Origin of the sequence: Pseudonocardia adelaidensis (genome assembly GCF_039543345.1) — a bacterium.
In the GTDB taxonomy this organism is placed as follows: domain Bacteria; phylum Actinomycetota; class Actinomycetes; order Mycobacteriales; family Pseudonocardiaceae; genus Pseudonocardia; species Pseudonocardia adelaidensis.
In genome coordinates this window covers 75,415-99,232 of record NZ_BAABJO010000004.1, presented here as the reverse complement: position 1 = coordinate 99,232, position 23,818 = coordinate 75,415, and the positions used below count along the sequence as shown (strand labels likewise).

General features: G+C 74.4%; 16 protein-coding genes. 11 read left to right on the top strand and 5 right to left on the bottom strand.

From position 1 onward, the window contains the following. Positions 1–19 precede the first annotated feature (19 nt). The 11 genes from ABEA81_RS06100 to ABEA81_RS06050 all read left to right on the top strand — a co-directional run bounded on the left by ABEA81_RS06100 (position 20) and on the right by ABEA81_RS06050 (position 16,981). Positions 20–685 (top strand): GntR family transcriptional regulator, encoded by a 666-nt coding sequence (locus tag ABEA81_RS06100; RefSeq protein ID WP_345603810.1) that lies wholly within the window; start codon positions 20–22, stop codon positions 683–685. 187 nt (positions 686–872) lie between these two features. Beyond that, a complete protein-coding gene (locus tag ABEA81_RS06095; RefSeq protein ID WP_345603809.1) occupies positions 873–1,742 on the top strand; it encodes an FHA domain-containing protein in 870 nt (289 codons plus the stop codon). Next, positions 1,739–3,718, top strand: coding sequence for an AAA family ATPase (locus ABEA81_RS06090; RefSeq protein WP_345603808.1), 1,980 nt, complete (start codon positions 1,739–1,741; stop codon positions 3,716–3,718). The genes ABEA81_RS06095 and ABEA81_RS06090 overlap by 4 nt, the downstream gene beginning before the upstream one ends. 10 nt (positions 3,719–3,728) lie before the next feature. Continuing rightward, positions 3,729–4,937, top strand: a complete 1,209-nt coding sequence (locus tag ABEA81_RS06085) for a serine/threonine-protein kinase (protein WP_345603807.1) — start codon at positions 3,729–3,731, stop codon at positions 4,935–4,937. Continuing rightward, positions 4,934–6,598, top strand: a complete 1,665-nt coding sequence (locus tag ABEA81_RS06080) for a hypothetical protein (protein ID WP_345603806.1) — start codon at positions 4,934–4,936, stop codon at positions 6,596–6,598. Before ABEA81_RS06085 ends, ABEA81_RS06080 begins: the two co-directional genes overlap by 4 nt. A gap of 11 nt (positions 6,599–6,609) precedes the next feature. Further along, positions 6,610–7,113: a hypothetical protein gene (locus tag ABEA81_RS06075; RefSeq protein ID WP_345603805.1), complete on the top strand. Its 504-nt coding sequence runs from the start codon at positions 6,610–6,612 to the stop codon at positions 7,111–7,113. Then, complete coding sequence (locus ABEA81_RS06070) at positions 7,110–9,680, top strand: Hsp70 family protein (RefSeq protein WP_345603804.1); 2,571 nt, start codon at positions 7,110–7,112, stop codon at positions 9,678–9,680. The genes ABEA81_RS06075 and ABEA81_RS06070 overlap by 4 nt, the downstream gene beginning before the upstream one ends. A 12-nt stretch (positions 9,681–9,692) precedes the next feature. Then, positions 9,693–10,100, top strand: a complete 408-nt coding sequence (locus ABEA81_RS06065; RefSeq protein ID WP_345603802.1) for a hypothetical protein — start codon at positions 9,693–9,695, stop codon at positions 10,098–10,100. Next, positions 10,090–14,343: an AAA family ATPase gene (locus ABEA81_RS06060; protein ID WP_345603801.1), complete on the top strand. Its 4,254-nt coding sequence runs from the start codon at positions 10,090–10,092 to the stop codon at positions 14,341–14,343. The genes ABEA81_RS06065 and ABEA81_RS06060 overlap by 11 nt, the downstream gene beginning before the upstream one ends. Continuing rightward, on the top strand, positions 14,340–16,256 hold the full coding sequence (locus ABEA81_RS06055) for an FHA domain-containing serine/threonine-protein kinase (RefSeq protein ID WP_345603800.1): 1,917 nt from the start codon (positions 14,340–14,342) through the stop codon (positions 16,254–16,256). The genes ABEA81_RS06060 and ABEA81_RS06055 overlap by 4 nt, the downstream gene beginning before the upstream one ends. Before the next feature lie 41 nt (positions 16,257–16,297). Then, positions 16,298–16,981, top strand: coding sequence for a PP2C family protein-serine/threonine phosphatase (locus ABEA81_RS06050; RefSeq protein WP_345603798.1), 684 nt, complete (start codon positions 16,298–16,300; stop codon positions 16,979–16,981). Between the two features lie 13 nt (positions 16,982–16,994). On the opposite strand, the gene ABEA81_RS06045 is transcribed toward ABEA81_RS06050, so the two are convergent. From ABEA81_RS06045 to ABEA81_RS06025, 5 genes are read right to left on the bottom strand one after another with little or no spacing between them, the layout of a single operon-like run. Then, the gene (locus tag ABEA81_RS06045) at positions 16,995–17,441 is read right to left on the bottom strand and encodes a hypothetical protein (RefSeq protein WP_345603797.1); all 447 of its coding nucleotides are present in this window, start codon (positions 17,439–17,441) and stop codon (positions 16,995–16,997) included. A gap of 23 nt (positions 17,442–17,464) precedes the next feature. Then, positions 17,465–18,412: an OmpA family protein gene (locus tag ABEA81_RS06040; RefSeq protein ID WP_345603796.1), complete on the bottom strand. Its 948-nt coding sequence runs from the start codon at positions 18,410–18,412 to the stop codon at positions 17,465–17,467. Then, on the bottom strand, positions 18,409–20,934 hold the full coding sequence (locus ABEA81_RS06035; RefSeq protein WP_345603795.1) for an Hsp70 family protein: 2,526 nt from the start codon (positions 20,932–20,934) through the stop codon (positions 18,409–18,411). Before ABEA81_RS06035 ends, ABEA81_RS06040 begins: the two co-directional genes overlap by 4 nt. Further along, positions 20,931–21,437 carry a hypothetical protein gene (locus ABEA81_RS06030; RefSeq protein ID WP_345603794.1) on the bottom strand — a complete coding sequence of 169 codons (507 nt, stop codon included), beginning with the start codon at positions 21,435–21,437 and terminating at the stop codon, positions 20,931–20,933. The genes ABEA81_RS06035 and ABEA81_RS06030 overlap by 4 nt, the downstream gene beginning before the upstream one ends. Before the next feature lie 17 nt (positions 21,438–21,454). Further along, on the bottom strand, positions 21,455–23,161 hold the full coding sequence (locus tag ABEA81_RS06025; protein ID WP_345603793.1) for an MFS transporter: 1,707 nt from the start codon (positions 23,159–23,161) through the stop codon (positions 21,455–21,457). Positions 23,162–23,818: the final 657 nt, after the last annotated feature.

The following is a 23,818-nucleotide window of genomic DNA, read 5'->3' as shown; positions in this document are numbered from 1 at the left end:
GAGCTCGAAGGGAACGTGAGTGGTCACAGCCAGACGAGCGCGACCGCGTCCGCCGGGCAGCAAGGCCGACTACGTCCACGAGGTGCTGCGCGAGGAGATCATGAGCGGGCAGCTGATGGCAGGCGCCGCGGTGCCGCAGGACGAGATCGCCCGCAGGCTCGGCGTCTCCATCACTCCGGTTCGGGAGGCGTTGCGCCGGCTCGAGAGCGAGGGCCTGATCTCCTACCGCTCGCACCGCGGGGCGACGGTGTCCGAGCTCAGCGCCGCCGCGGCCGGCGAGCTGTACCTGCTGCGCGGTGCGATCGAGGGGCTGTGCGCGCGGCTGGCGGCAGTCCGCATCACCGACGGCGAACTCACCACGTTGCGGGAGCTGCACGAGCGGATGCTCGGCGAACACGAGGCCGGGGTCGTCGACGAGATCGCTGAGCACAGCAGGCAGTTCCACGACCTCATCGCCCGAGCGGGCGGACCGGCGTTCCTCGCCGACCACCTCAGTTCGATCTGGAAGAACCACCCCGTGCCCGCGGAGAGCTCCCTGTGGCACCGGCCCGAGGAGGCCGAGCGGTTCCTCGATGCGCACCGCGAGCTGCTCGACGCCCTCGCCGACCACGACCCCCAGCGCGCCGAGCACGTCATGGTCGCACACCTGGAGCTCGCCGGAGCCGCCCGCAACGCGACGGGCTAGGACGCGGCCTGCTGACGCGCGTCGATCCCACATCTGCGCCGGAGAATGATGATGATCTTCTTCGTCGTTGATCCACCTACCGGAGACCTCCCTCATCTCCAGGAACCGACACGCCCCGCGCCGAGCCCCGGCACGACATCCTGAACAGCGCCTGGCACCTCGGCGTACTGCGCGCGATCATCGGGCGGTGCGATCGACGAGCCTGATCATCACGTCGCCGAACGGGGAGCGCCGATCGGTCGAGCTGCGGAAGGAGCGAGTGACCATCGGCCGCGGGAGCCCGACGTGTCAGCCGGACGTCGAGCTCGGCCCCGACCAGCAGCAATGGGTGAGTCGAGTCCACTGCATACTCGAGTTCCGTGCCGGAGCCTGGTACGCCAGTGACAACGCAACGGTCAACGGCACGCTGATCCGCCGGGGGGACCGGACCAGCAGGCTGGAGGGAGCCGTGCGTCTCCAGCACGGCGACACCATCCTCGTCCTGGGCGATGTCGACTCCTCGGGGGGAGCCCGGTACTGGAGCCTCGCCTACGTGGACCCGCACGTGACGAGGCCGGCGGACCTCCCGCTGACGCCGGAGGACCGCCCGCGGGTCGAGGTCGACCGGGTGGGCGCACGGGTGTTCCGCCGGATCGACGGCCAGCGCCACGAGGTGGTCGGCCTGCGTCCCAAGGCCTACCAACTGGTCCGCTACATGACCGGGCGGAGCTTCCGCAACCAGGGCGCGCCGGTCGTGTGCACCTACGCCGAGCTGATCACCGCGCTGTGGGGGGAACGACACGAGTGGCCGGCGGGGCGGTCGTTCACGAAGGAGGACGTCCGCGACGTCGTCAACGACGCGCGGGCCCGGCTCGAGCTCGACAAGTCCCAGCCCCGGCTGCTCGAGACCGTTCGCGGCATCGGGTACCGGCTCGCGGCCTGGGTCGGAGCCGCGCCGTTCCACGAGGTCGATGAATCTCCCATGGTCGATTCCCCCGGGTCCGCGAGAGACTCGGGTCGGGCGATCCGCGGTCGCGGGTTCGAACCGGTGGAACGACCCCCGACGGAGGACGTGTGAGGACGGACGGACCGATCCCGCCCGACCGGCTCGATTCTGCGCTGCGCAGCGCGACCTCCGACCTGGGGACCGTCGTGGCGGCGGCGATGGAGGCCGGCGCTCCGCGGATCGAGCCGTCCCACTTCCTCACCGCGCTCGCCCGGATACCGGGGAGCCTGACCGCGCGGCTCTTCGCAGGCGCGCGGATCCCCGTGGACGTCTTCGTCGCCGCGATGCGCAACGAGGCACCGGCCGCTGCGGCCGTCGCCGTCGAGCTGACCTCGGACACCGCAGCACCCGCAACCCGGAACCTGATCGCCGTGCTCGCCGGCCACGACGGCCTCCTGGACGAGTCCGCGGTGCTGGCGGCGGCGCTGACCCACCTCGAACCGGCCGCGAGGGAGGTGCTCGAACACCACGGCGGTGCCGACCTCGACGAGTGGCGCGCCGTCGCCGAGCGCGGACCGGTCACTCCCGCCTCCGTGTGGCGCCCGGACGGCAGGGTCAGCGAGACGGCGTTCACGCCCGCGGCGGCGCGGGTCCTGGAGTCGGTCACCACGGAGGCCGCCGCGCTGGGCATCCGCTCGCTCAGCACCCTGCTGCTGACCCACGCCCTGGCCATCCCCGAGCAGGGACTGCTCGCGCAGGGAGCCGTGCACGTGCGGTTCGACCTCCGCGACCTGCGGGCCCGCCTGCTGATGCTGCTGCGGGGCGACGGCCGGCGGGGAACCGCGCCGGAACGCGTCACGCGCGACTCCGTGGCACCCGCGTTCCGGCTCGCGCTGGAGCAGGCCGCGCGGGGAGCCGCCGCGCGCGGCTCGGCCGTCGTCGCGGAGCGGGACCTGCTCGAGGCGCTGATCGGCGCTCCGGGCAGCCCCGTCACCGGGATCCTGCGTGCCAGCGGGGTCGACGTGCCCGCGCTGAAGCGGTTCGCCGCCGAGATCTACGCCGAACCGGAGATCGAACCGGAGCCCGCGCCGGAGTCGGTGTCCGATGCCCTGGAGCGGTTCCAGAGGCAGCTGATCGGCCAGCCCGCGGTGGCCGCGCGGTTGTTGCCGAAGGTGGAGCTGATCAAACGCGCCGCACGGCGCGGGTTCCGCGTCGGCGACCGGCCGCTGGCGACGTTCCTGTTCTGCGGGCCCAGCGGCACCGGCAAGACGATGACGGCCCGGCTGATCGCCGAGGCGGTCTACGGCTCTACCGACGACCTGATCATGTTCGAGATGGGGCAGTACAACTCGCGGCACGCGATCAACAACTTCATCGGCGCCCCGCCCGGGTACGTCGGCTTCGGCGAGGGGAAGCTGACCAACGGTCTGGCGCGCACCCCGCGTTGCGTGCTGCTGTTCGACGAGGTCGAGAAGGCCGACCGGCTCGTGCTCGACGCGCTGCTGCGGCTGCTGGACGAGGGCCGCGTCACCGACCCGGCCGGACCGGTCCGGGACGGCCGCGAGGCGGTCGTCGTGCTCACCTCCAACCTCGGCGCGCGGTGGTTCGCCGCGCTGGGGAGGCGCACGAGCGGGGTCGGGGGCACCCCGTCCGGCCTGCGCGGCGAGCTCGCCGAGAAGCTGGGCAACGGCGTGCCGCCGGACGAGGAGGACGAGGCGGAGGTCTCCCGGCAGCTGCGCAACGAGCTGGAACAGTTCCTCCGTCCGGAGTTCCTCAACCGGATCGACGAGACGATCCTGTTCGCCCCGTTCACCCAGGACGACCTGCGCGACATCGCCGAGGCCACGCTCCAGCGGCGGGCGGCCGACATCCATGCCGAGCTGGGCGTGAAGCTGGAGTGGTCGCGCGATGTACCCGAGCACGTGGTCGACCAGGCGGTCACCACGCGGGTGGACGAGGCGGCCCGCGGGGTCGTCCGGTGCGCGGACGTCGTGCTGGGCCTCCTGCTGCGCTTCCTGGACGAGGCCGAGGACCGCGGTGAGCAACCGGCCGCGGTCCGGGTGGTCGTCCGCGACGGCGGGCTGGCGGTGATCACCGCGGATGGCTGACGAGGTCCAAGTGCCGTCCCTCGTGGGCGGCCGCTACGTGATCCGCGAGCTGATCGGGGCGGGCGCCTTCGGCAAGGTCTACCGGGCCGAGCACCGCGTCCTCGACGTGCCGCTGCGCTCCGTCGCGCTGAAGCGGTTCGCCAGCGGCGACGCGACGATGGCGATGCTGCGCGAGGCGTTGAAGATCGAGCGCCTCGTCGGCCGGTGCGAGGATCCGGTCGTGCGGCACCGGCTGGTCGGGTGCCTCGACGCGGGGGTCGGCGACGACGGCGTGCCCTACCTGGTCATGGAGCTGGCGGAGGGGAGCCTCGCGGACCGGGTGCTGCCGGACCGCGGCTGGCCGGCCGCGACGGTGCGGGCCTGGCTGCGGGAAATCTGCGAGGGCGTCGGGTTCCTGCACCTTCAGGGCACGGTGCACCTCGACCTCAAGCCGGCGAACGTGCTGCGCACGGCCGCCGGCTCCCTGCGGATCGGGGACTTCGGGCACGCCGAACGGATCACCGACCTGCTCCGGTCCGCCCCGAGGGGCGGGACGCTCACCCACCAGGCACCCGAGATCCTCGGCGGCGGTGTCATCGACGCCCGCGCGGACGTGTACGCGATCGGGATGATCGGCTACGAGCTGCTGACCGGGCGGCTGCCCCGCCACCACGAGGTGGCGACGGTGCTGCCGGAGGACGGGCCGGTCGACGTCGACGCGCTGATGCGGATCAGGACGCGACCGGTACCGCCGCCCGGCGAGCTGGCCCCGAGCGTCCGGGACGACCCGGTGGAGGAGCTCGTCCTGCGGGCGCTCGCCCCGAGCCCCGCCGACCGCCCCGCGGACGCCACCGCCCTGCTCGCGATGCTCGACCCGTCGGAGCCGGCCGGGACCCCGGCTCCCACGGCACCCGGGCCGGAGCGGGTGCGCGCCCACGGCCGGCTGCTGGAGCAGGCGCTGCGGGCCGGCGACCTCGACCACGCCGAGCGGCTCGCCGCGGAGGCGGGCGCGCTCAACGACGCGTTGCCCGCGCACGAGCGGGTCGTCGAGCTGTACCCGCTGCTCGTCGACCTGGCGCTGCGCCGCGACCAGGTCGACAGGGCCAGGGCCGTGGCGCAGCAGGGCCTCGCCGTGGCGAGCAGCCCCGTCACGTGGCGGGCGGCGGCGCGCGCCTATGCCGGCACGGCCGTCGGGGACGGGTTCCTGATGATGCTCCAGCGGCCCGTGAGCCGCGCATGACGCGCCGGACGGCCGACGTGGGCGCCGGCGAGGACGTGGGCGCGGACGTGGACGAGCGGGCGTGGGCGGCGCTGCACCGCGACGGCGAGGTGCACCCGTGGACCGCCGAGGCGGAGGAGGTCTGGGGCGGGACCCAGCCGTACCCCGGGCCGGACGACCGGCTGCGCCACCACCGGGCGATCTGCCTGCACACGCGGGCCTACGACCTGCAACGGGCCGGTGAGTACGCCCTGGCGCTGCCGTACTGGCGCGCGGCGGTGGGGGAGTGGGCCGCGCTGCACGCCTCGGACGCGTTCTGGGAGCGCCTCGCCGGGCGGATGCCGCCGATCGACGGTCGCCCCGTGCCCGCGGAGGTGCTCGCCGCGGTGCGCCGGGCGCTCCCGGGAATGCTCCTCGACGTCCACGTGGCGCTGGCGCGCGAGCTGCGGGGGACGGCGCCGGAGCCGGCCGGTGAGCACGTCGCGCTGATCCGCGGTTCCGGCTTTCCCGCCGGGGCGGTGGCGGCCGCGCGCGCCGCGCTCGTCGAGGAGCTGGACGGCCGCGTCGCGGAGGCGATCGACCAGCGGCGGTTCGGGCCCACGTTCGACGAGGTCGCGGACTGGTTGCGCCTCGACCCCGCCGCACCGGTGCCGGCCCGGCTGCTCGTCGTGCTGGCCAACGAATGGGCGTGGACGCTGATCGGACGCGACGACGGGTGGCGGGTCGTGCGGAACCTGCTCCGCCGGGTGGACGAGGTCCTGCCGCCGGAGGCGGTCGAGGTGGTCCCCGACGACGACCGGGCCCGCCTGCTGCACTGGCAGGGCGCCCAGCTGCTGTACACGGAGATGCCCCCGCGGATCACCGATGACCCGGCCGAGATCCAGCGGATCGAGCGGGTCAACCAGCGGGCCGAACGGTACTACCGCGAGTCGCTGACCCGTTCGCCCAGCGTGCGGCTGCCGCCGTGGGAGGTGGAGAAGGACCTCGCCAAGTGCCTCGCGAGGCAGGCCGAGTGCGCGCACCTGACCGGCCGGGACGCCGACGCGCGCCGGCTGCTCGCGGACGCGGTGGCGCTCGACGCCGGGTGCGAGTGGGCGGCCGACCTGGTCGAGCGGCTCGGCGCGCCGGGCCCGGGGCCGGCGCGCCGGTGGCCCCTCGAGGCCACCGTCGACGCCGCCGAGATCGACCACCTCCTCGTGGGCGGCCGCACGGTGGAGGCCATGGAACTGCTGGAGCGGCTGGAACGCACGGGCGTCGGGGCCGGGAACCGGCAGGGGCTCGCCGAGCACCCGGCGGTGGCCCGCTTGGCGGCCGCCGTGCGACCCCATCCCCTCCGCAGGCGACGCGTCGAGGCGGTGCTGGCGCGGTTGCGCGCAGGCGGGGAGGCGCAGGCGGGCACCGGCGGCGCCGCGGCGCTGGACAACCCGTGGCGCTGGCACGCCGAGGCGGACCCGTACCGGGACTCCGCGTTCGGGGTCCTGGGCGTGGAACCGACCACTGTCGTGCGCCGGGCGCACGCGGTGGCGCGACGGTCGCGGGTGCGCTTCGGCGAGGTGCGCTACCTGGGCCGGGTGGTCGACGAGGCCGCGATCAACGCCGCCGAGCAGCGGCTGCGCGACCCCGTGGGCCGGGTGCTGGAGACGTTGCGTGTGCACGCGGTCCGCGAGCCGCGGCCGAGGTGAGGGGGAGCGGAGTGACGGGACCGGTCGAGCGGGTCTTCGCGATCGACGAGCAGGAGCGCGGGGGCGCCCCGCCCGCGCGATCGGCCTACGGCGTGACGTGGGCGGCGCTGCGGGCCGGGTACGCGGCCGAGGACAGGCTGCGCGACGTGCTGTCCGACACGGAGCGGCGGGACAAGGAGCTGGCCCGGGACCTCGTCGTCGTGCTGCACAAGCTGCGTGAGCTCGTGGCCGCCTCCGGACCGCGGATGGACGAGGCGGGGCTGGCCGCCGAGGCGGAGCTGGTCGGGGCGCTCGCCGACCGCATCGCCGCGGCGGTCACCCGCCGGGGCGGCACGGTGATCGAACCGGTCGGCCTGCCCTACGCCGACGTCGCGGACGTCGTCGACGTGCTGGACGGCGACGGGCCGTGGGTGGCGAAGACGGAACGCGCCGGTTTGCGCTGGGCGGACGGAGAGGTGGTCTGCCGGGCCCAGGTGCTGTTGGGTGCCGAGCAGGGAGCGGAGGGGCGGCGATGAGTGAGAACGGCGGCGGTGCCGGGATCGCGGTGGGGATCGATCTCGGCACGACGAACAGCTGCGTGGCGGTGCTGGCCGACGCCCCGATCCCGGACAAGGCGGAGAAGATCGCCGCGGGCCGGTTGCGGCCGGTCGGCGGCGCACTCGTGATCACCGACCGGTACCGGTCGCCGCTCACGCCCTCGGCCGTGTGGATCGACCGGGACGGGACGCCGGTGGTGGGCGCGCGGGCGAAGAACAAGGCCCGGCAGACCGGCGAGCCCCCACCGGCGATGTTCTTCAAGCGCGACATGAGCGGTTCGGAGCCGCTGCGGGCCGGGCACGCGACGATGACGGCGACCGAGGCGTCCGCGCACGTGCTGCGCTACCTGCGGGAACTGGCCGAGTCCGTGCTCGACGTGCCGGTGCGCAGGGCGGTCGTCACCGTCCCGGCGTTCTTCGAGGTGGGCGCGAAGAACGCGACCACCCAGGCGGGGGCCGACGCCGGGCTGGAGGTCGCCGAGACACTGATCGAGCCGGAGGCCGCCGCGCAGGCCTACCTGGCGGGCCGTGCGGGCGAGCCGGCCGACCACGGGGTGTTCCTCGTCTACGACCTGGGGGGCGGCACCTTCGACGCATCGGTGGTGGAGTGGAACGCCGAGACCTTCGACCACCTGTCGTTCGACGGCGACCGGTTCCTCGGCGGGTACGACTTCGACCAGGCCATCGTGGGGCTGCTCGCGGACAAGGTCCCCGGGTACAACCTGAACATCGACGTCTCGGTGCCGGAGCACCGGGCGCTGCTGGGCGCCCTGCTCACGGAGGCGGAGGGAGTCAAGATCGAGCTGTCGCGCTCGCCCGCGGCCGACCTGGTGAAGTCGAACCTCCTCGACTGCGACGGGGAGCCCATGATCCTCACGGTGCCGTTCGAGCGGACGGAGTTTGAGGAGCTGATCGCGCGCCGGATCGAGCGCACGGTCGACAGCTGCGTCTCGGCGCTGGAGAAGGCCGCCCGGAGGCAGCCCGGCTTCTCCGCGGCGTCCCTGGACGGGATCGTCCTCGTCGGTGGCTCGTCCCGCATCCCGCTCGTGTCGGAGTCGCTGTCGCGGCGGCTCGGGAAGGAACCCGTGCTGGTCGAGCCGGATCTGTGCGTCGCGGCGGGCGCCGCGTTGAAGACGGCGTTCATCGACCGCCACAGCGCCCACCTGAAGCTCGGGCCGCCGGTGGTGCTGGACGGGCGGGGCGAGATCAACGGCCAGGTGCTCACCGGCCATGGGCTCGCCGACCCCGCGCACGCCGTGGTGGTGCTGCGCAGCGACGACGGTGAGTACACCGCGCGCGTGCGAGCCGACGAGCGCGGCGGGTTCCGGTTCGCCGACATCCCCCTCACCGACGCCGAGACCGGGGTGACGGTGGCGGTCGAGGTCGACGGCCGCGAGCTGGACTCGCAGGCCGACACGCTGCGGATGGGGCCGGACCTGCCCCGTGGCGGTGCGGTGCTCGCCAACACGATCTCGGTCAAGGTGCGGTCGGGCATGCGCACCGTCGCCGAGGAGGGCGACCCGGTGCCGCACCACGTCGAGATCGGGCTGCGGACGGTCAACCAGGGCGTGCTGCTCCCGGTCCCGGTGTACGAGGGCCCGATCCCGATCGGCGAGGTCGTGATCTCCGACCTGCCCGCGGACACGCCGGTCGGCACGCGGGTGGCGCTGTCGGTGACGATCGGCGCCGACTGGATGATCGACGTGCACGCGCGGGTCCCGACGGCCGGCCGGGAGGGCCGGGCTACCCTCAACCTGCGCAGCTTCGACTCCGACTCCTGGGAGCGGCTGCGGGAGCGCCTCGACTCGGTGCGGGCGTCGTGGGCGGAGAAGCGCAACCTCGTCGACCCCGAGACCCGGATCACGCACGGCCCGCGGATCGAGAAGCTCGTCGCCGAGCTGGAGGACCTGGTCGCGCACCGCTTCGACGCCGCGCAGGCGACCTACCGGATGACCGTCGTCGAGACCCAGCTCGAGAGCCTGCCGTTGGGGCCAGGCGCCCACCTGAGCCCGTCGTTCTCCGAGTTCGAGGGCAAGCTGCTGGACCTGGAGCAGCTCATCGACCAGCTCGCCGGCGTCGATGCCCGACGGGCGGCGGAGTTCCGCAACGAGCTCCCCGCGCTGCGGGCCGCGGGCAGCGCCGCGCACCGGGCGGAGCGCCAGCTCGACTGGAGCACGGCCGTCGAGCAGGTGGAGGCGCGCATCCACGCGGTCTGGAACCTCCTCGTCCCGCCCGTGATCGGCGTCCCCGGCGGGCCGTCCGCCGCCACCCTGCGCGCCCAGGTGCTGGCCGAGATTTCGCGGGGCCGCGACAGCCTCCGCGACCGGATGGCCGGCGTCCCCGGCGCGCAGCGCACGCAGGCCCTCGAGGAGCTCTACAAGAGCCTGGTCACCGAAGGCGATGTGGCCCAGGCGGACGTCCACCGGGTCGACATGAACGCCCCGGATGCGGGTCGCATCCTGCGGAGGGTGCTCGACGAGCGGGTCATGCCGTGGCTCGCGCGGGTCGAGACGTTCCCGCCGGTCGTCGACGTGGAACCGGAATAGGGTGGGCCGCGGATGAAGGCCTTCAGTTGCCCGCGGTGCCGCGGACAGCAGAAGCGGCTCGGGGAACGGTGCGTCCAGTGCGGCGCCGACCTGACGGCGCTTGCGCGGATCGTCGAGCGGGCCGATGCCGCCCACGACGCCGCGGTCCGGGCGGCGCGGGCGGGTCGCTGGGCCGAGGCGGGCGAGCAGGCGAGCGTCGCTCTGGCGTTCGTGCCCGACGACGTCGACACCATCGTGCTGCTCGCCAAGGTCACCCACCGCCAGGGCCGCCGCAAGCGCTCCGTCGAGCTGTGGGAACGCGCGGGTGAGCTGGACCCGGGCCGGGCCGACGTCCCGCTCGCGCTCGCCGATCTCCGCAAACCCGCGGCGCGCGTGCCCGCCCGGCGGGCCAAGAGGAAGCGGCGCTCCGGTGGCCGCTGACCGCGACGAGCCGCGGACGTACCAGCAGCACCTCGACTCCGCCCGGTCCGCGCGGGAGGCGGGGCAGATCGACGAGGCGCTCGCGGAGTACGCCGCGGCGGTGTGCCTGCACCCGGAGCGGGTGGCCGGGCACCTCGCGTTCGGCCGGGCGTTGCGCGAGTCGGGCCGCGAGGTGGCAGCCCGGCGGGTGCTGGAGCGGGCGGTGCGGCTCGCCCCGAACGACCGCGAGGCCGCGCGGGCACTGGACGACCTCGTGGGTGCCGCGCGCCACGGTCACGCGGTCGGTGAGGTGCTGCACGGCACCGACGGGTCCTACCGCGTGCGGCAGGTGCTGCGCGGCGGGCACGGCACCGTCTACGTCGTGGACGCCCAGCCCGACGGGCCGGTCCCCGAGGGCACGTACGCGTTGAAGACCTTCCAGGACCACCACCTGGCCGGCCGGGCGGCGTTCGAGAACGAGGCCCGCACGTGGGTGCGGTTCGACCCCCACCCGCACGTCGTCACCGCGCTGTGGGTCGAGTGGATCGCGGGCCGCCCCGCATTGCTGCTGGAGTACGTCCCCGGCGACCTCGCGGCGGCGATCCGGCGCGGCCCGATGCCGCCCGAACGCGTCCTGAAGCTGGGCATCCAGCTGTGCAGCGGGCTGGCGCACGCGTCGGCGTGGCACGGACGGCTGCACGGCGACGTGAAGCCGGCGAACTGCCTGCTCACCCCCGAGGACGACCTGAAGATCACCGACTTCGGGCTGGCGCAGGCGTTCGGGCCGGTCCAGGCCTCGGTTCCCGAACTGGCCGAGTTCGGGGCCCGCGTGCAGGCCGTGTACGGCCAGGTGCCGGGCACCCCGGCCTACCGCGCTCCCGAGCAGGCCGATCCCGACGGCCTGCTCGACGCGCGCACCGATGTGTACGGGGTCGGCATCCTGCTCTACGAGATGCTCGCCACGGACCGGCCGAGGGACGGGACGCTCGCGCTGCGCCACATCGCCGAGAACCCGCCGCCCGGGCCTCCGGAGCTCACCGGGCTGATCAAGCTGTGCGTGGCGCGGCGGCCCGATGACCGCCCGCACGACCCCGCGGCCCTGCGGCAGCAGCTCGAGCACGTCTACGAGGTCGTCACCGCGAGCCCGGCCCCGGTGATCGCGTCGCCGGTCTTCGACCGGCCGGCGACGCAGGCCCGGCAGGCGGCCTGCCTGGCCCGGCTCGGCAGCGCGGCCGCGGCCGTCGACCGCCTGACCGCCCTCGCCGAGGAGCGCCCGCAGGACCGGGCGACCCTGTTGCAGCTGGGGATCGCGCTCACCATGGCCGGCCGGCACCAGGAGGCGGTGCGCGTCCTCGCCACGCTGTCCGAGATCGACCCCGACTCGGTCCCGGTGCTGGTCGCCCACGGAACGGCGTTGAGTGCGGTCGGCCGTGCGGATGAGGCCGTCGCGCGGCTTCGTCGCGCCGTCGAGCTGCAGCCGCGTGCACGTGCGGCGCAGCGCGGGCTGGGGGCGGCCCTGCTCGCGGTGGGTCGTCCCGCCGAGGCACTGGAACCGCTCGCCGTCGCGCTGACGATCGACCCCCGCGACGAGCAGGCCTACGCCCAGCGGGCGGCCGCGAACGCGGCCAACGGCCGGTACGCCGAGGCCCTCGACGACGCGACCAGGGCGCTGGAGCTGGACCCCACCTCGGTGGCCGCCGCCGGCGTGCGCGGTCGGGCGCTCGCGGGTCTCGGCAGGCCGGCCGAGGCCATCGAGGCGTTCGACGCGCTCCCGCCCGGTGCGCTCGACCGGCTGGGGCTAAGGGTGCCGCTGGCGCAGGCGCTGCGCGGGCTCGGGCGCCACACCCAGGCGCTCGACGCGCTCGGGCGCGTCCCGCGGGACCGGCTCGGCGGGCCGGGCGTCGCCGAGCTCCTCGGCCTGCTGCGCGTGCTGGGCAGGCACGAGGAGGCCGAGGCGGTCCGGGCCGAGGTCCGCCCGCCCGCTCCGCCTCCGGCGCCCGTCGTGGACGGCCCGGACCGGGTGCTGCCCCCGCCCGAGCCGGCCGACCCCACTCCGGCGATCTCCCCCGCCGTCCTGCTGTGCTGGGAGCTCGCCGACGTCGAGTCCCAGGCCGGTGGGGCCGCCGAGATCGAGCCGGCGCACCTGCTCATGGCCGGCGCGAAGTTGGCCGACGTGCGGCTGGACGCCGAGGGCTCCGAGCTCGCCCCCGACGTCGCGGCGGCCCTCGAGAGCGAGGTGGCGGAGGTCCGCGCGCTGTTCCGGGACAGTGGCGTCGACGCCACCTGGCTGCGCCGCACGCTGCGCCGGCGCGAGGTCCGTGGTGCGCCCCGCCGGTCGGGGCAGTCGCACCGGTCGCCTGCCGCGCGACAGGTGTTCGCGCGCGCGGCGGCGCGGGCCGCCCAGGACCGCGTCGCGATGCGGTTGTGGCACCTGGTGCGCGCGACGCTGCTGACGCTCGTCGACGACAACCCGCGCGACCCGCACGCGGCCCTCGTCGTCCTCGCGCGCGGGCTGGAGTCCGTCGCCCGGACGGGCGGGTCCGCCACCCCGGTGCTGGACGCGACCGGCCGCGACCTCACCGCGCTGGCCCGCGCCGGCGAGCTGGGGCCGGTCGTCGGCCGCGCCGCCGAGGTCCGAAGGCTCGCGGTGGTGCTGGCCACGTCGCGCAAGCCGAACGCGATGCTCGTCGGCGAGCCCGGTGTGGGCAAGACGACCGTCGTGGAGGCGCTCGCCCTCGCCATCGTCGGAGCGGACCCGCCGAGCGCCCTCGCCGGGCGCCGCATCGTCGAGCTGCCGATGGCCGCGCTGGTCGCGGGCACCACCTACCGCGGCGAGTTCGAGGAGCGGATCGCGACCGCGATCGCCGAGGCCGCGGCCGCCGGCGTCGTCCTCTTCGTGGACGAGGCGCACACGATCCTCGGCGCGGGCGCGGCCCACGGCGCGATCGACGCCGCGCAGATCCTCAAGCCCGCGCTGGCCAGGGGCGCGATCCAGATGATCGGGGCCACCACCGAGAAGGAGTACCGCGCCCGCGTGGAGACCGACGGCGCGCTGGCGCGCAGGTTCCAGCTGGTCCGGGTGTCCGAGCCGACCGAGGCGGACGCCGAGGCCATCCTGGACGGCCTGCGCGGTCGGCTGGAGGAGCACCACCACGTCACCATCGGTGACGATGCCCACCACGCCGCCGTCCGGCTCACCGCGACCCACCTGCCCGACCTCCGGCTCCCGGACAAGGCGATCGACATGCTCGACACCGCCTGCGCGGAGGTCTCGTCGGGCCCCGGGCGCGACGGCGTCCCGACGGTGACGGCCGACGACGTCGCCGCGGCGCTCGCCGCCCGGCTCGACGTACCGGTCGAGCGGGTGCGCACCGGGTCGGCCCGGCAGCTGGCCGGTCTCGCCGACGCGCTCGGCGCGCGGGTGATCGGCCAGGACGAGGCGGTCGCCACGACGGTCCGCGCGGCGCGCGCGGGACTGGGCCGTGGCGCGTGCTGCTCGATGCTGCTGGCGGGACCGCCGGGGTGCGGGAAGACCCTGCTGGCCACCGCCCTCGCCGACGAGCTCGCCGCGGACGGCGTCCGGCTGGTCCGGATCCCGATGACCGACTACGGGGACGCCGCCTCGTACTTCGGCCTCCTCGGCACCCCGGCCGGGTACCGCGACCACGACGAGGACGGCGTGCTCGTCGGGCCGGTCCGGCGGCACCCGCACAGCGTGGTGCTGCTCGACGACGTGGACCGGGCCCACCCGAAGGTCAGGGAGGCGCTGTTGCCGATCCTCGCCGAGGGCATCCTCACCACACGGGCGGGCATGCGGGTCTCGTTCGCCGACGCGATCGTGGTGTGCACGGCGAGCACCGGGGCGGCCGGGTCGGCGCTCGGGTTCGGGGCGGGCGGGCGCGGCGCGGCATCCCGGGCCGACGACGCGCTGCGTGCGGCGGTGGGGTCGGCGTTCGTGGACCAGATCGGCGCTGTGGTGCACCTGCGGCCGCTGGACCGCGCCGCGCTGGCCGCGATCGTCGAACGCAGCCTCGACGACCTGCGGGGCCGCCTCCCGGATCACGAGCTCGTCGTGTCCGAGGCCGCGCGTGACCTGCTCGTCCGGTCGGCGACCGACGGCCGGTCCGCGGCCGGTGTCGTCGAGTCGATGGTGACCGCCCGGATGGCGGACGGCCTGACCGCGGGCCGGTTCGACGATGCCCGGACGATCGTGGTCGACGTCGACGGCGACGCGCTGGTGGTCCGGACGGATCGTGGATCGTGACCGGTGCGAACTCGCTCGACGACCTGACCGCGGGCGCTCTCGTCTCGTGGCAGCTCGCTGCCGAGGCCGCCGAGCAGGCCGTCTCCGACCGGATCGAACCGATCCACCTGCTCATCGCTGCCTGCCGCTTCGGTGCGGCCGCTGCGGGGGCCCAGCCCGGGGGCGTCGGCCCGGAGGCGCGGGCGGAGGCCGACGCAGTGCGGCGGCGGTTCGGCTCGGCCGGGGTCGACCCGGCCGAGTACGCGCGCCGGTTGGCCCGGTGGGCGGGCCGGGCCACCCGGGTCTTCGAGACCGAGCCGCGACGGCCGGAGATGAGTGCGGACGCGCACGCGCTGTTCACCCGCGCCCGCGTCGCCGTCCAGTCCGCGACCCCGGGCGGGCGGACCGGCGCGGACGACCTGCTGCGGGCCCTGCTCGCCGTGCCGGCGACGGCCTGGGTGCGGCTGCTCACCGACCTCGCGGGGCCGCAGGCGCTGGAGCGGCTGCTCGCCGCCGCTGCTGACCCGGAACCCACCGTGGTGGCGGTCGCCCACGTCCGCCTGGACGTGCACGACCGTCCGGGGCGGGCCCGCCAGGTCCGCTTCACCGGGCCGGCTCGGTGGGTCATCGGCCGGTCGGCGAGCGCGGACCTGCGGCTGCTCGACGACGGCGTGGCGCCGCACCATTGCCTGCTCGAGATCGACCCGCCGGACGCGTGGGTGCGAGACCTGGGCAGCCCCTCCGGCACGTTCGTCGGGGCTCAGCGTGTCGAGCGGCACCGACTGACCGACGGGGACCGCCTCCACATCGGGGGCGCGACGATCGGCGTGTCCGTCGTCGTGGCCCTGTGCCCCCGCTGTGGGGAAGCGTCCTCCACCGGGGAACCGTGCCCGCGGTGCAGGCCGGCACCCGCTCCGCCTCCGCCGCGCAACAGGCCCAGCACCGCGCGGGTGCTCGGGACGTGCCCGGTCTGTACGGAACCCGTCGCGTCACCGGGCCCCGATCTTGTATGCCAGGCATGTGCCGGCGATCCGGTCCGGTTGGCCGAGATGATCGACACGCGGGTGCAGCGCGGTCAGCAGGTGACCGGTGTGTTCGGCGGCTACACCGTCGAAGGCCTGCTCGGGCGCGGCGGGATGGGCGCGGTGTACGCGGCCACCAGCCTGCACACGGGCACCAGGGTGGCGCTGAAGCTGATGCTCCCGCACGGCGCGGACGAGCAGCGGTTCGTCCGGGAGGCCCGGCTCGCCGAGACGCTCCGCCACCGCCACATCGTGCACCAGCTGGAGAGCGGCCGGTGGCACGGTGTGTTCTACATCGTCACCCAGCTCTGCGAGGGGGGCTCGGTGGCGGACCTGATGCAACGCACCGGTGGGCCGCTGGACGTGCGCCGGGCCGTGTTGATCACGACGCAGGCGCTCGCCGGCCTCGCCTACGCGCACAGCGTGCCGGTGCCCGTGCACCTGGCGGGCGGCGGGGTCGTGGTCGCCACCGGGCTGGTGCACCGGGACATCAGTCCAGGCAACCTGCTGTTCAAGAGCGGGGTCGTCCAGCTGGCGGACTTCGGGCTGGCCAAGGCGTTCGACACGGCGGGGCACAGCGGCGTGACCCCCGACGGGGCCGTCGGTGGCAAGGCGCGTTTCGTGCCGCGGCAGCAGGTCACCGGGTTCAAGCAGGCCCGCCCGGATGTCGACGTGTGGTCGACCGCCGCATGCCTCTACCACATGCTGACCTGCGAGTACCCGCGTGACTTCGGCGAGCCGCAGTACGAGTGGGCCGTCGTCATGGGCACCGCGCCGGTGCCGATCCGGGAACGCAACCCGCACGTCCCGGCCGCGCTCGCCGCGGTGATCGACCGGGCGTTGGTGGACGACCCGGTCATCGAGATCGGCGACGCCGCGCAGCTGCGCGCCGCCCTGCTGGAGGCGCTGTGACACCCACTCCGACGGCATCGGCGTCGCACGCGATTGCGACGATGCCGGGGCCCGCCGGCTCCGGGAACGACGACTGGACCGCCGCCGACGGTGCGACCGGGACGTACGTGGTCGCGGACGGGGTGGGCTCGGCCCGCCACGGCGGCTGGTCGGCACGGTTCGTGGTCGAGCGGTTGCCCGCCCTGCTCGCGTCGACCGGCGACCCCACGGACCCCGAGCTGGTCGCCGCGTTCCTGCGTGCGCTCAGCGGCGACCTCCGCGTACGGGCCGGCAACCGGCTCGGCGGCATCGGAACGACCGTCGTGGCGGCCGTGGTGCGGGGTGACACGGCCACCATCGCCCACGTCGGGGACAGCCGTGCCTACCTCAGCCGCGCAGGCCGGCTGGCCCGGCTCACCACCGATCACGCATTGGGCGAGTCACTGGTGGCGACCGGCATCCTGGACGCGGGCGCGGCGGCGCGGCTTCCCGGCCGGTCGCGACTCACCCAGCACATCGGCATGGCCGGCCGGGTCGAACCGGCGGTGCGCACCGTGGAACTGCTCCCGTCCGACCGGCTGCTGATGTGCTCGGACGGCCTCACCGCGGTGGTCGACGACGCCACCATCGCCACCGTGCTCGCCTCGGTGCCGGCAGGGGAGCCGAGCCGGTGCTGCGACGCCCTGCTCGCCGCCGCGGCCGCACGTGGGCTGGTGGACGACACCACGGTGCTGGTCATCGGCTGACCGGTAACCGGCGTCAGCCGTCGGAGCCGGGGAGTCCCAGGCACCGCCGGAGTTCGGGGAGGCCGTCGGTCAGCTCGGCGTGTTCCTCGTCCATCATGGACGCCCGTTTCTCGAGCTCCTCCACCGCCTTGCGGTACTTTCGGCGGTGGTGCCAGCGCATCGGTGATCCCCCGTCGGGGTGGGCGGTGATCTCCCGGGACAGCGACAGTGCATACGCGATGTGGGAGTCACAGACATCGAGCAGTGCCCGGGTCACCCGGATGCGGGCACTGAGGACCTCGTCCCAGGCCTGCAGTCGTTGTTGTTCGGCAAAGCCCACCTGCGCGGATCGAGCGCGCGCCCGGTCCCGATCCGCGAGCGTCCGCTCCAGCGTCCGAACGAGCTCCTCGACATTCGGGCGGTGGCCCGACATCTGTTCGGCGGCCGCCGTTGCACGGTGGGTCATCGTCCGGCAGAACACCTGGATCTCGGTCCTGATCATGATCAGTCCGCCGCGGTCGGGCCGGGCGTGACCTGGATCGTGACGGTCCGGTTGGACGTGCGCGAGTCCGGCGACGTGTTCGGGAAGGGCGCCCGGTCGGGGCCTGCCGTGGCGACGGCGATCGACTCCAGCGGCTGCCCGGTGGCCCGGGCCAGGCGGCGGGCGGCCGCGAGGGCCCTGGCGAGCGCGAGCGACTCGTTGTCGGCGAACTCCGCGCCGGGGAGGAGCCGGGTGTCGTCGGTGTGGCCGACGACCCGGACGGCGATCCGGTCGATGTGCGGGGCGAGCCGGCGGCCGAGCTCGGCGATCGCGGCGTCGCCTTCCGGACTCAGCTGTGCGCCGGTGCCCCCGAAAGGGGAGCCGGGGAACGCGACGACGAGTGCGTCGCCGTCGGCCCGGACGAGGTACCCGGGCAGGCTGGACAGATCGGCCTCGACGGGGCCGAGGTCGTCCCGCGGCGCCACGGCGCCCTCGATCCGGTCGAGCCGGCGCATGATCTCGCCCTGCTGCGCCTGGATGTCCGAGAGCTCCCCGGCCCGGTTCCCGCCGCCAGCCGGATCCGGCGAGGGGCGTGCGAACGCCACGACGACGGCTGCCGCGACCAATGCCGCCGCGACCAGCGCCGCGAGGGCGGGCCACAGCCTGCGCCGCGGTCGGGCGCGTCCGGACCGCTCCTCCGCGACGCGGGCCCGCTCGGCCCGGAACGCGTCGCCCCCGCCCAGCTCGGCGGCCCGCCGCCAGGCGGCGTCGGCGGCGTCGTAGTTCCCGAGCTGGGCGTGGACGCGGGCGGTGAGGTCGAGCCGGGCCACCGTCGCCGGGCCGGGCGCGGCGGCAAGCGCGGCCAGCGCCCCGTCCCGGTCGCCGGCACGGGCGAGCTCCGCGGCTCGCGCCACGGCCAGCTCGTCGGTGAGCTGCTGCAGCGGGGCCCGTGCGTCGTCGGAGGCGGTCATCGGGCCCTCACGGTTGCGCCGTGCCCCGTGTCGCCGGGTGCCGGCATGGTGGGCCGGGCGTGCTCGGGGACCAGCTGGAGCAGGGACGCGTTGACCGCGGCGAGGCGCTCGTTGTCGCCCCGGTTCAGCGCGTCCTGACCGATCGAGACGAGCATCCGGGCCTCCCGCTGGTCGGTCATGATCGGCACGACCGCGGTGAGCTCCCGGAACAGTTGCGGGTGGAACTGGCCGCTGCGGTTCAGCACGTGGTACTCGAGCTGGTGGAGCTCCTCGATCTGGCGGCGCAGGGCGGTGACGTCCTTGGCGGCGGTCGCGCGTTCGACCTCCGCGTCGATCGTCTCGAGCTTCTGGCGGCCCGCCTGGTCGTCGTGCTGCCGCACCGCCTCCGCGGCATCGGCCCGTGCGCCGTCGACCTCGGCCCGGACCTCCGGCAGGAGCAGGACGTCCTCGACGGCGTCCAGGTGCGCCTCGTACTCGTGGAGCCGGTCGTCGAGCGCCTGCCGGTCGGGCTCCGCGACGGCGCCGGTCCTGGAGAGGCGCCCCAGCTCGTCGGCCGCCCCGCTGCTCTCGAGGCCGCGGATCATCTCCCGGGGTTCGGGGGACACGGCGTTCTCCGCGCGCCGGCGCAGGTCCTGCCGGCGTTCCTCCGCCTCGCGCTGCCGCTCGCGCAGGTCGTCCAGGTCCGGCACCGACGGCTTCGGCACCGAGGTGTCCCAGAAACGGTCGAGCAACGGCACGTACGCCGACGCGGTGACCTGCTCCGCGGTGACGTCCACCGTGACCTCGACCGGGGTGCCGACCGGTACGTCGCGGGTGATGTCGGTGGGCCGGATCACGAGCGTCCCGACCTCCGCGTTGCGGTCGGCCCGGGCCCGCTCGCCCTCCACGATCGGGATGCGGATCACGCCGCTGCCGGATCGCGACACGTGCTCGGTGGTGCGGACGTCGTGCGTCGTGCTGATCTTCGACTTCGGGTCCAGCGTGGCGCCCTTGCGAGCGGACCACATGACGCTGCCGTCGGCCATCGCCAGGCCGATGGACCGGCGCAGGGTCTCGGTGTTCTCCGGGACGGGGCCGCTGGTGTGGCGGTAGGTGGCGGTGGCCGGCTGGACCGGGACGGCGCTGCCACGGGGGTCGAAGAGCTCGATGCGGAACTCCGTGGTGGTGTCCGGCTGGGCGAAGAGCTCGGTGAAGAAGTCGCCGTCGGAGGTCAGGGGCACCATCGGCCCGGTCCACGGGGGCACCCCGGACGGGTCGCTGAACCGGATCTGGTAGCCGCTCCAGTCCCGGGCCGACGCGGCACGCGCCTTGCCCCCGATCGGCGGCTGCGGGTCGTCGCTGCGCAGCTCGTAGCGCAGGTCCACGACGACCTCGTCAGCGGTCGGCTCCCGGGTCGTCGTCTGCGTGGGCCGGCTCGCCGCGTACAGCGCCGCGCCCCGCGCGACCACGGTGATCGGGTCCAGGCTGCCGTCGATCTCGATGCCGAGCCCGGCCTCCGGGTCGGCGATCAGCTCCCGCACCGTGGGCGCGAGGGTGGAGCCCCCGACGAGCAGCACCTTGTCCACGTCGTCGGGCCGCACCCCGGCCTCGGCGAGGGTCTTGCGGCACAACTCGATCGTGCGGCGGTAGTAGCGCATGGCGATCTCGTGCAGCTGGCCGGCGGCGAGGGACGCCTCGAAGTTGAGCGTCGTGCCGTCGAGGTCGTTGAGCACCACGTCGCTGTACGCCGTGGCGTGCACCGACAGGTCGATCTTGAGCTGCTCGGCAGCCATCTTGAGCTTCTGCACGTTGGCCCGCCACCGTGGGTCCATCGACTCGTCGCGGCGGAACCCGGACAGCCCGAACTCCCGGGCCGCGGCCGGCATCAGGATCTCGTCGACGATGTCCCAGTCGATCCGGGTGCCGCCGAGGTAGTTGTCGCCCGCGTGGTTCACGATCGTCGACTGGCCGTCCTCCAACCGGACCAGTGCCGCGTCGAACGTGCCGCCACCCAGGTCGTAGACGAGCCAGAACGCCCGCTCGGTGGCGTAGTGGCTGCTGTAGGCGAACGCCGCGGCGATCGGCTCCTGCAACAACTCCGCCGTGCCGAACCCGGCCATCCGGGCGGCCGTGATGGTGTCGGTGCGCTGCGACGCCTCGAACGCCGCCGGGATGGTGATCACCGCCGCGTCGACCGGCTCGTTCAGGTGGCCCTCCACGGCCTGGCGCAGCGTCTTGAGCACCTCCGCGGACAGCTGCGGAGCGGTGAAGGTGCGCCCGCTGGCCGTGAACGTCTTGCTCCAGCCCTCGAACCCCATGTAGCGCTTGAACTCGGCCTGCGCGTTGTCCGGGTCGGACTCGAGCCGCTCCTTGGCTCGACGGCCGACGTACACCTCGCCCGCCTTGCGCACCGCCACCGCCGAGGGGGTGAACTCCTCGTTCAGGTTGTTGCGCACGATCTGCGGTTCGTTCTGTCCCATCACCGCGACACAGCTGGTGGTGGTGCCGAGGTCGATGCCGACGTCGATCGTCTGGCGCGTCATGCCTTACCGTCCTCCACTGGGTAGCCGACGACGACCTCGCCGGTACGGATGACCTTCCCCGAGCGCAGGATCGACGGGGCCACCGTCTCGACGACCGTGTCGCGGGGCAGCCCCGGGCGGGGCTCGCGTGCCACGACCTCCAGGGCCAGCCCGTCGTCGTGCGGCTCGTTGTCGTGCTGCTGCACGGTGATGCCCGCGTTCGCGAGCCCCTTCCACGCGGTCTGGACGTGCCGGCGCAACTGGCGGGTCAGCTGCGACGTGCCGTCGGGGTCCTCGGACTCGATGCGGCGCTGGGTGCGCCACAACCCGAGCGCGGCCTCTGCGAGCGCTCCGTCATCGGGTGGCTCCGCGGGCCGTTCCGGGAGGGCGGCGAGCGCGGCCGCGACGCGCTCGTAGTCGCGCCGCACCTCGTCGGGCCAGATCGGGCGGGGAATGCGGAACTCAGGGGGGTAACGCCGCTGCCCACGGTCCCGCCACCACGCCCGCAACCCGGTTTCCTGCATGGGACTCCTCACTGCGCTCACCGTCGTTGTGCGTACCGAACCGACGCCCGTCCGACCGCCCCGACGACCAGCAGCGCCACCACGGCGATGATCAGCGTGGGGACGACGCCGATCGTCTGGGTCCCGCCGACGACCCCGACCGCGGCCACCGTGAGCAGGGAGCCGATCGAGAGCAGCCCGATGAGCACCTCCGCCGGCGCTCCGCAGAAGGCGGCGAGGGTGATCAGCGCCAGCACGAGCACCACGACGAACGCAGGCCAGCCACCATCGCCCGCCAGCCACACCCCGCCGACGTACACCGTGGACGTGATCCCCCACACCGCCGTTCTCTCCTCGGCCCGATCGTCGTACGCGCCGAGGTACATCGCGCCCTCGATGACGCACATGACGCCGATGCCGACGAGCCACATGCCGGCGTGGCCCATGCCCCACAGGCCGGTGGCGTCGGAGGGCCACAGCCCGCCCCACGGCAGGCTGCCGAGGAGCACCAGGATCGCGCCGATGGTCATGCAGGACCGGCCCAGCACGTCGATCCGCCGGAGGAGCGCGCGCTTCAGGGAGATGAGCGCGAGCCACAGGACGATGCCGCCGGCCACGGCCAGCCACGGCCCGCCCCACCACCGGAGCCCGGACATCAGGGCGACGGTGCCGGCCACGATGAAGAACCACGGCCACCCGACGGATGCCGGCTCCTCGGGCACCGCCGTGCGCCGAGGGCTCGGCATCGCGGGCCGGGTCGGGCCGCTCGGGCGCCCGAACGCGGGTTCGAGCGCCTCCCGCACCGTGTCGAGGTCCTCCTGCGCGCGGCCCTTCACGTCCGAGCTGGCCGCCAGGTCCAGCGCCGTCTCCAGGAAGGGCAGGGCGGCGGGGTCGCCGACGTCCCGGCGGGTGTTCAGGTGCTGGACGACGCACCGCCGGTAGGTCTCCGCGGCTCGGTCGCGCACCCGCACCGCGGCCGGATGCCGGTCACCGAGGACGTTCCGGACCACGGCGAGATCGGCCTGCACGTCGGTGTCGAACCCGGACACGATGAACAGCCCGCCCGAACCGGCCGATCCGGCCTTGTCCCGCGCCTCGTCGCAGGCCTTGTCGACTCGGTCGAGGACGTCTTGCACGCTCCGCATGAGCGCGGTGTCGACCTGTTCGAGTTCGAGCTCGGCCAGCGCGGCGAACGTCTCCATCAGCTCTCGTTGCCGCGAGGGGTCGTGGAGGTCCGCAGCGAGCCGGGCGTTGATCCCCAGCAGCAGGTCGGGAAGCTCCGCCCGCAGGCGCTCGACGTCCGCCGCGGTGAGCCGAGGGTCCGCGATGGCGGCGGCCCGGTCGCGCAGCCGGTCCCACATCCCGTCGCGGTGCAGGAGCGCTGCCCAGATCGTGAGGGCCTGCTGCCACGCCTCGTCCCGCAGGGCGGGATCGCCGCCGTCCAGCTCGAGCTCGAGCGCGGTCCGGTGGGACTCGACCGCACGGTCGTGGAAGGCGCACAGATCGGCCGCGCTGCCCGGCGGAGGCGTCGGCGACCCCTCGGACCGCCACGGTGCGAAGAGCTCCTGGACGATCCGCCGGTTCGGGTCCCGCTGCAGCTCGTCGAGCATCTTCTCGACCTCGGAGGTGATGCTTCCCGCGGCGTGCGCACGGGCCCGGTAGCGGCGGATGTCCTTGCTCCCCGCATCAACGGCCAGGCCGGTGCGGAGGAATACGTTCTCGCGGTACACCCGCGGTGTGAGCATCGGCTGTTCCCCCCTGACCTCCACCGACGACGCGGACGGTTCGCAATCTCGCACACACCGGATCCCGGTTCCATGGGGAACCCATGGACGCATCCGGGAGCACATGTCCACCGACCGGACGCAAGCCGACTTCCTAGAGAACAACCCAACCACGCGTGCTCGGGAGTCCTCCCGAAATGGAGTTGTCGCGGCTGTGGACCTCGCGGGTATCGTTGCGCATCCTGGTCGTGCCTCGATCAGCCGCTGTCGCTTCGGTTCCTCTGGCGTTCTTCGGCCAGCGCCGTCGCCGTTGCGCGCAGATGGGCATTGCCGACCGCTGCGGCCACGTCGACGAAGGAAACCGAACGCTTGGTGCGAACCCCGGGGGCGAACGAGACCGGGTTGTGGACGAAGCGGCACCAGGCGTGCTCCTCCAGGCGGTTCCGGGCCGCGCGGGAACGGCGGGGTCGCACCGGATCCGCCGGTCCGGTGCGCTGCCCACAATCTCGCAGCGGGCGGGCCGGAAGTCCATGGAAAGCGCGTCGACGTGACGTCGATGGCACGTCGCGACCGGGGGTGCGCGGGAGCCGGTGGCGGCGCCGCGCCTACTACCTGCTCGACGAGGCGCTTCTGGACCGGGCCCAAGACGAGGACCGTGCACATCGAGGAGGGCTTCGA

What these genes read in the sequence shown, in the direction of transcription:
- ABEA81_RS06080 (WP_345603806.1), top strand. Translation starts at nt 4,934, where the DNA reads ATGACGCGCCGGACGGCCGACGTGGGCGCCGGCGAGGACGTGGGCGCG.
- ABEA81_RS06070 (WP_345603804.1), top strand. Translation starts at nt 7,110, where the DNA reads ATGAGTGAGAACGGCGGCGGTGCCGGGATCGCGGTGGGGATCGATCTC.
- ABEA81_RS06025 (WP_345603793.1), bottom strand. Translation starts at nt 23,161, where the DNA reads ATGCTCACACCGCGGGTGTACCGCGAGAACGTATTCCTCCGCACCGGC.
- ABEA81_RS06030 (WP_345603794.1), bottom strand. Translation starts at nt 21,437, where the DNA reads ATGCAGGAAACCGGGTTGCGGGCGTGGTGGCGGGACCGTGGGCAGCGG.
- ABEA81_RS06040 (WP_345603796.1), bottom strand. Translation starts at nt 18,412, where the DNA reads ATGACCGCCTCCGACGACGCACGGGCCCCGCTGCAGCAGCTCACCGAC.
- ABEA81_RS06065 (WP_345603802.1), top strand. Translation starts at nt 9,693, where the DNA reads ATGAAGGCCTTCAGTTGCCCGCGGTGCCGCGGACAGCAGAAGCGGCTC.
- ABEA81_RS06050 (WP_345603798.1), top strand. Translation starts at nt 16,298, where the DNA reads ATGCCGGGGCCCGCCGGCTCCGGGAACGACGACTGGACCGCCGCCGAC.
- ABEA81_RS06035 (WP_345603795.1), bottom strand. Translation starts at nt 20,934, where the DNA reads ATGACGCGCCAGACGATCGACGTCGGCATCGACCTCGGCACCACCACC.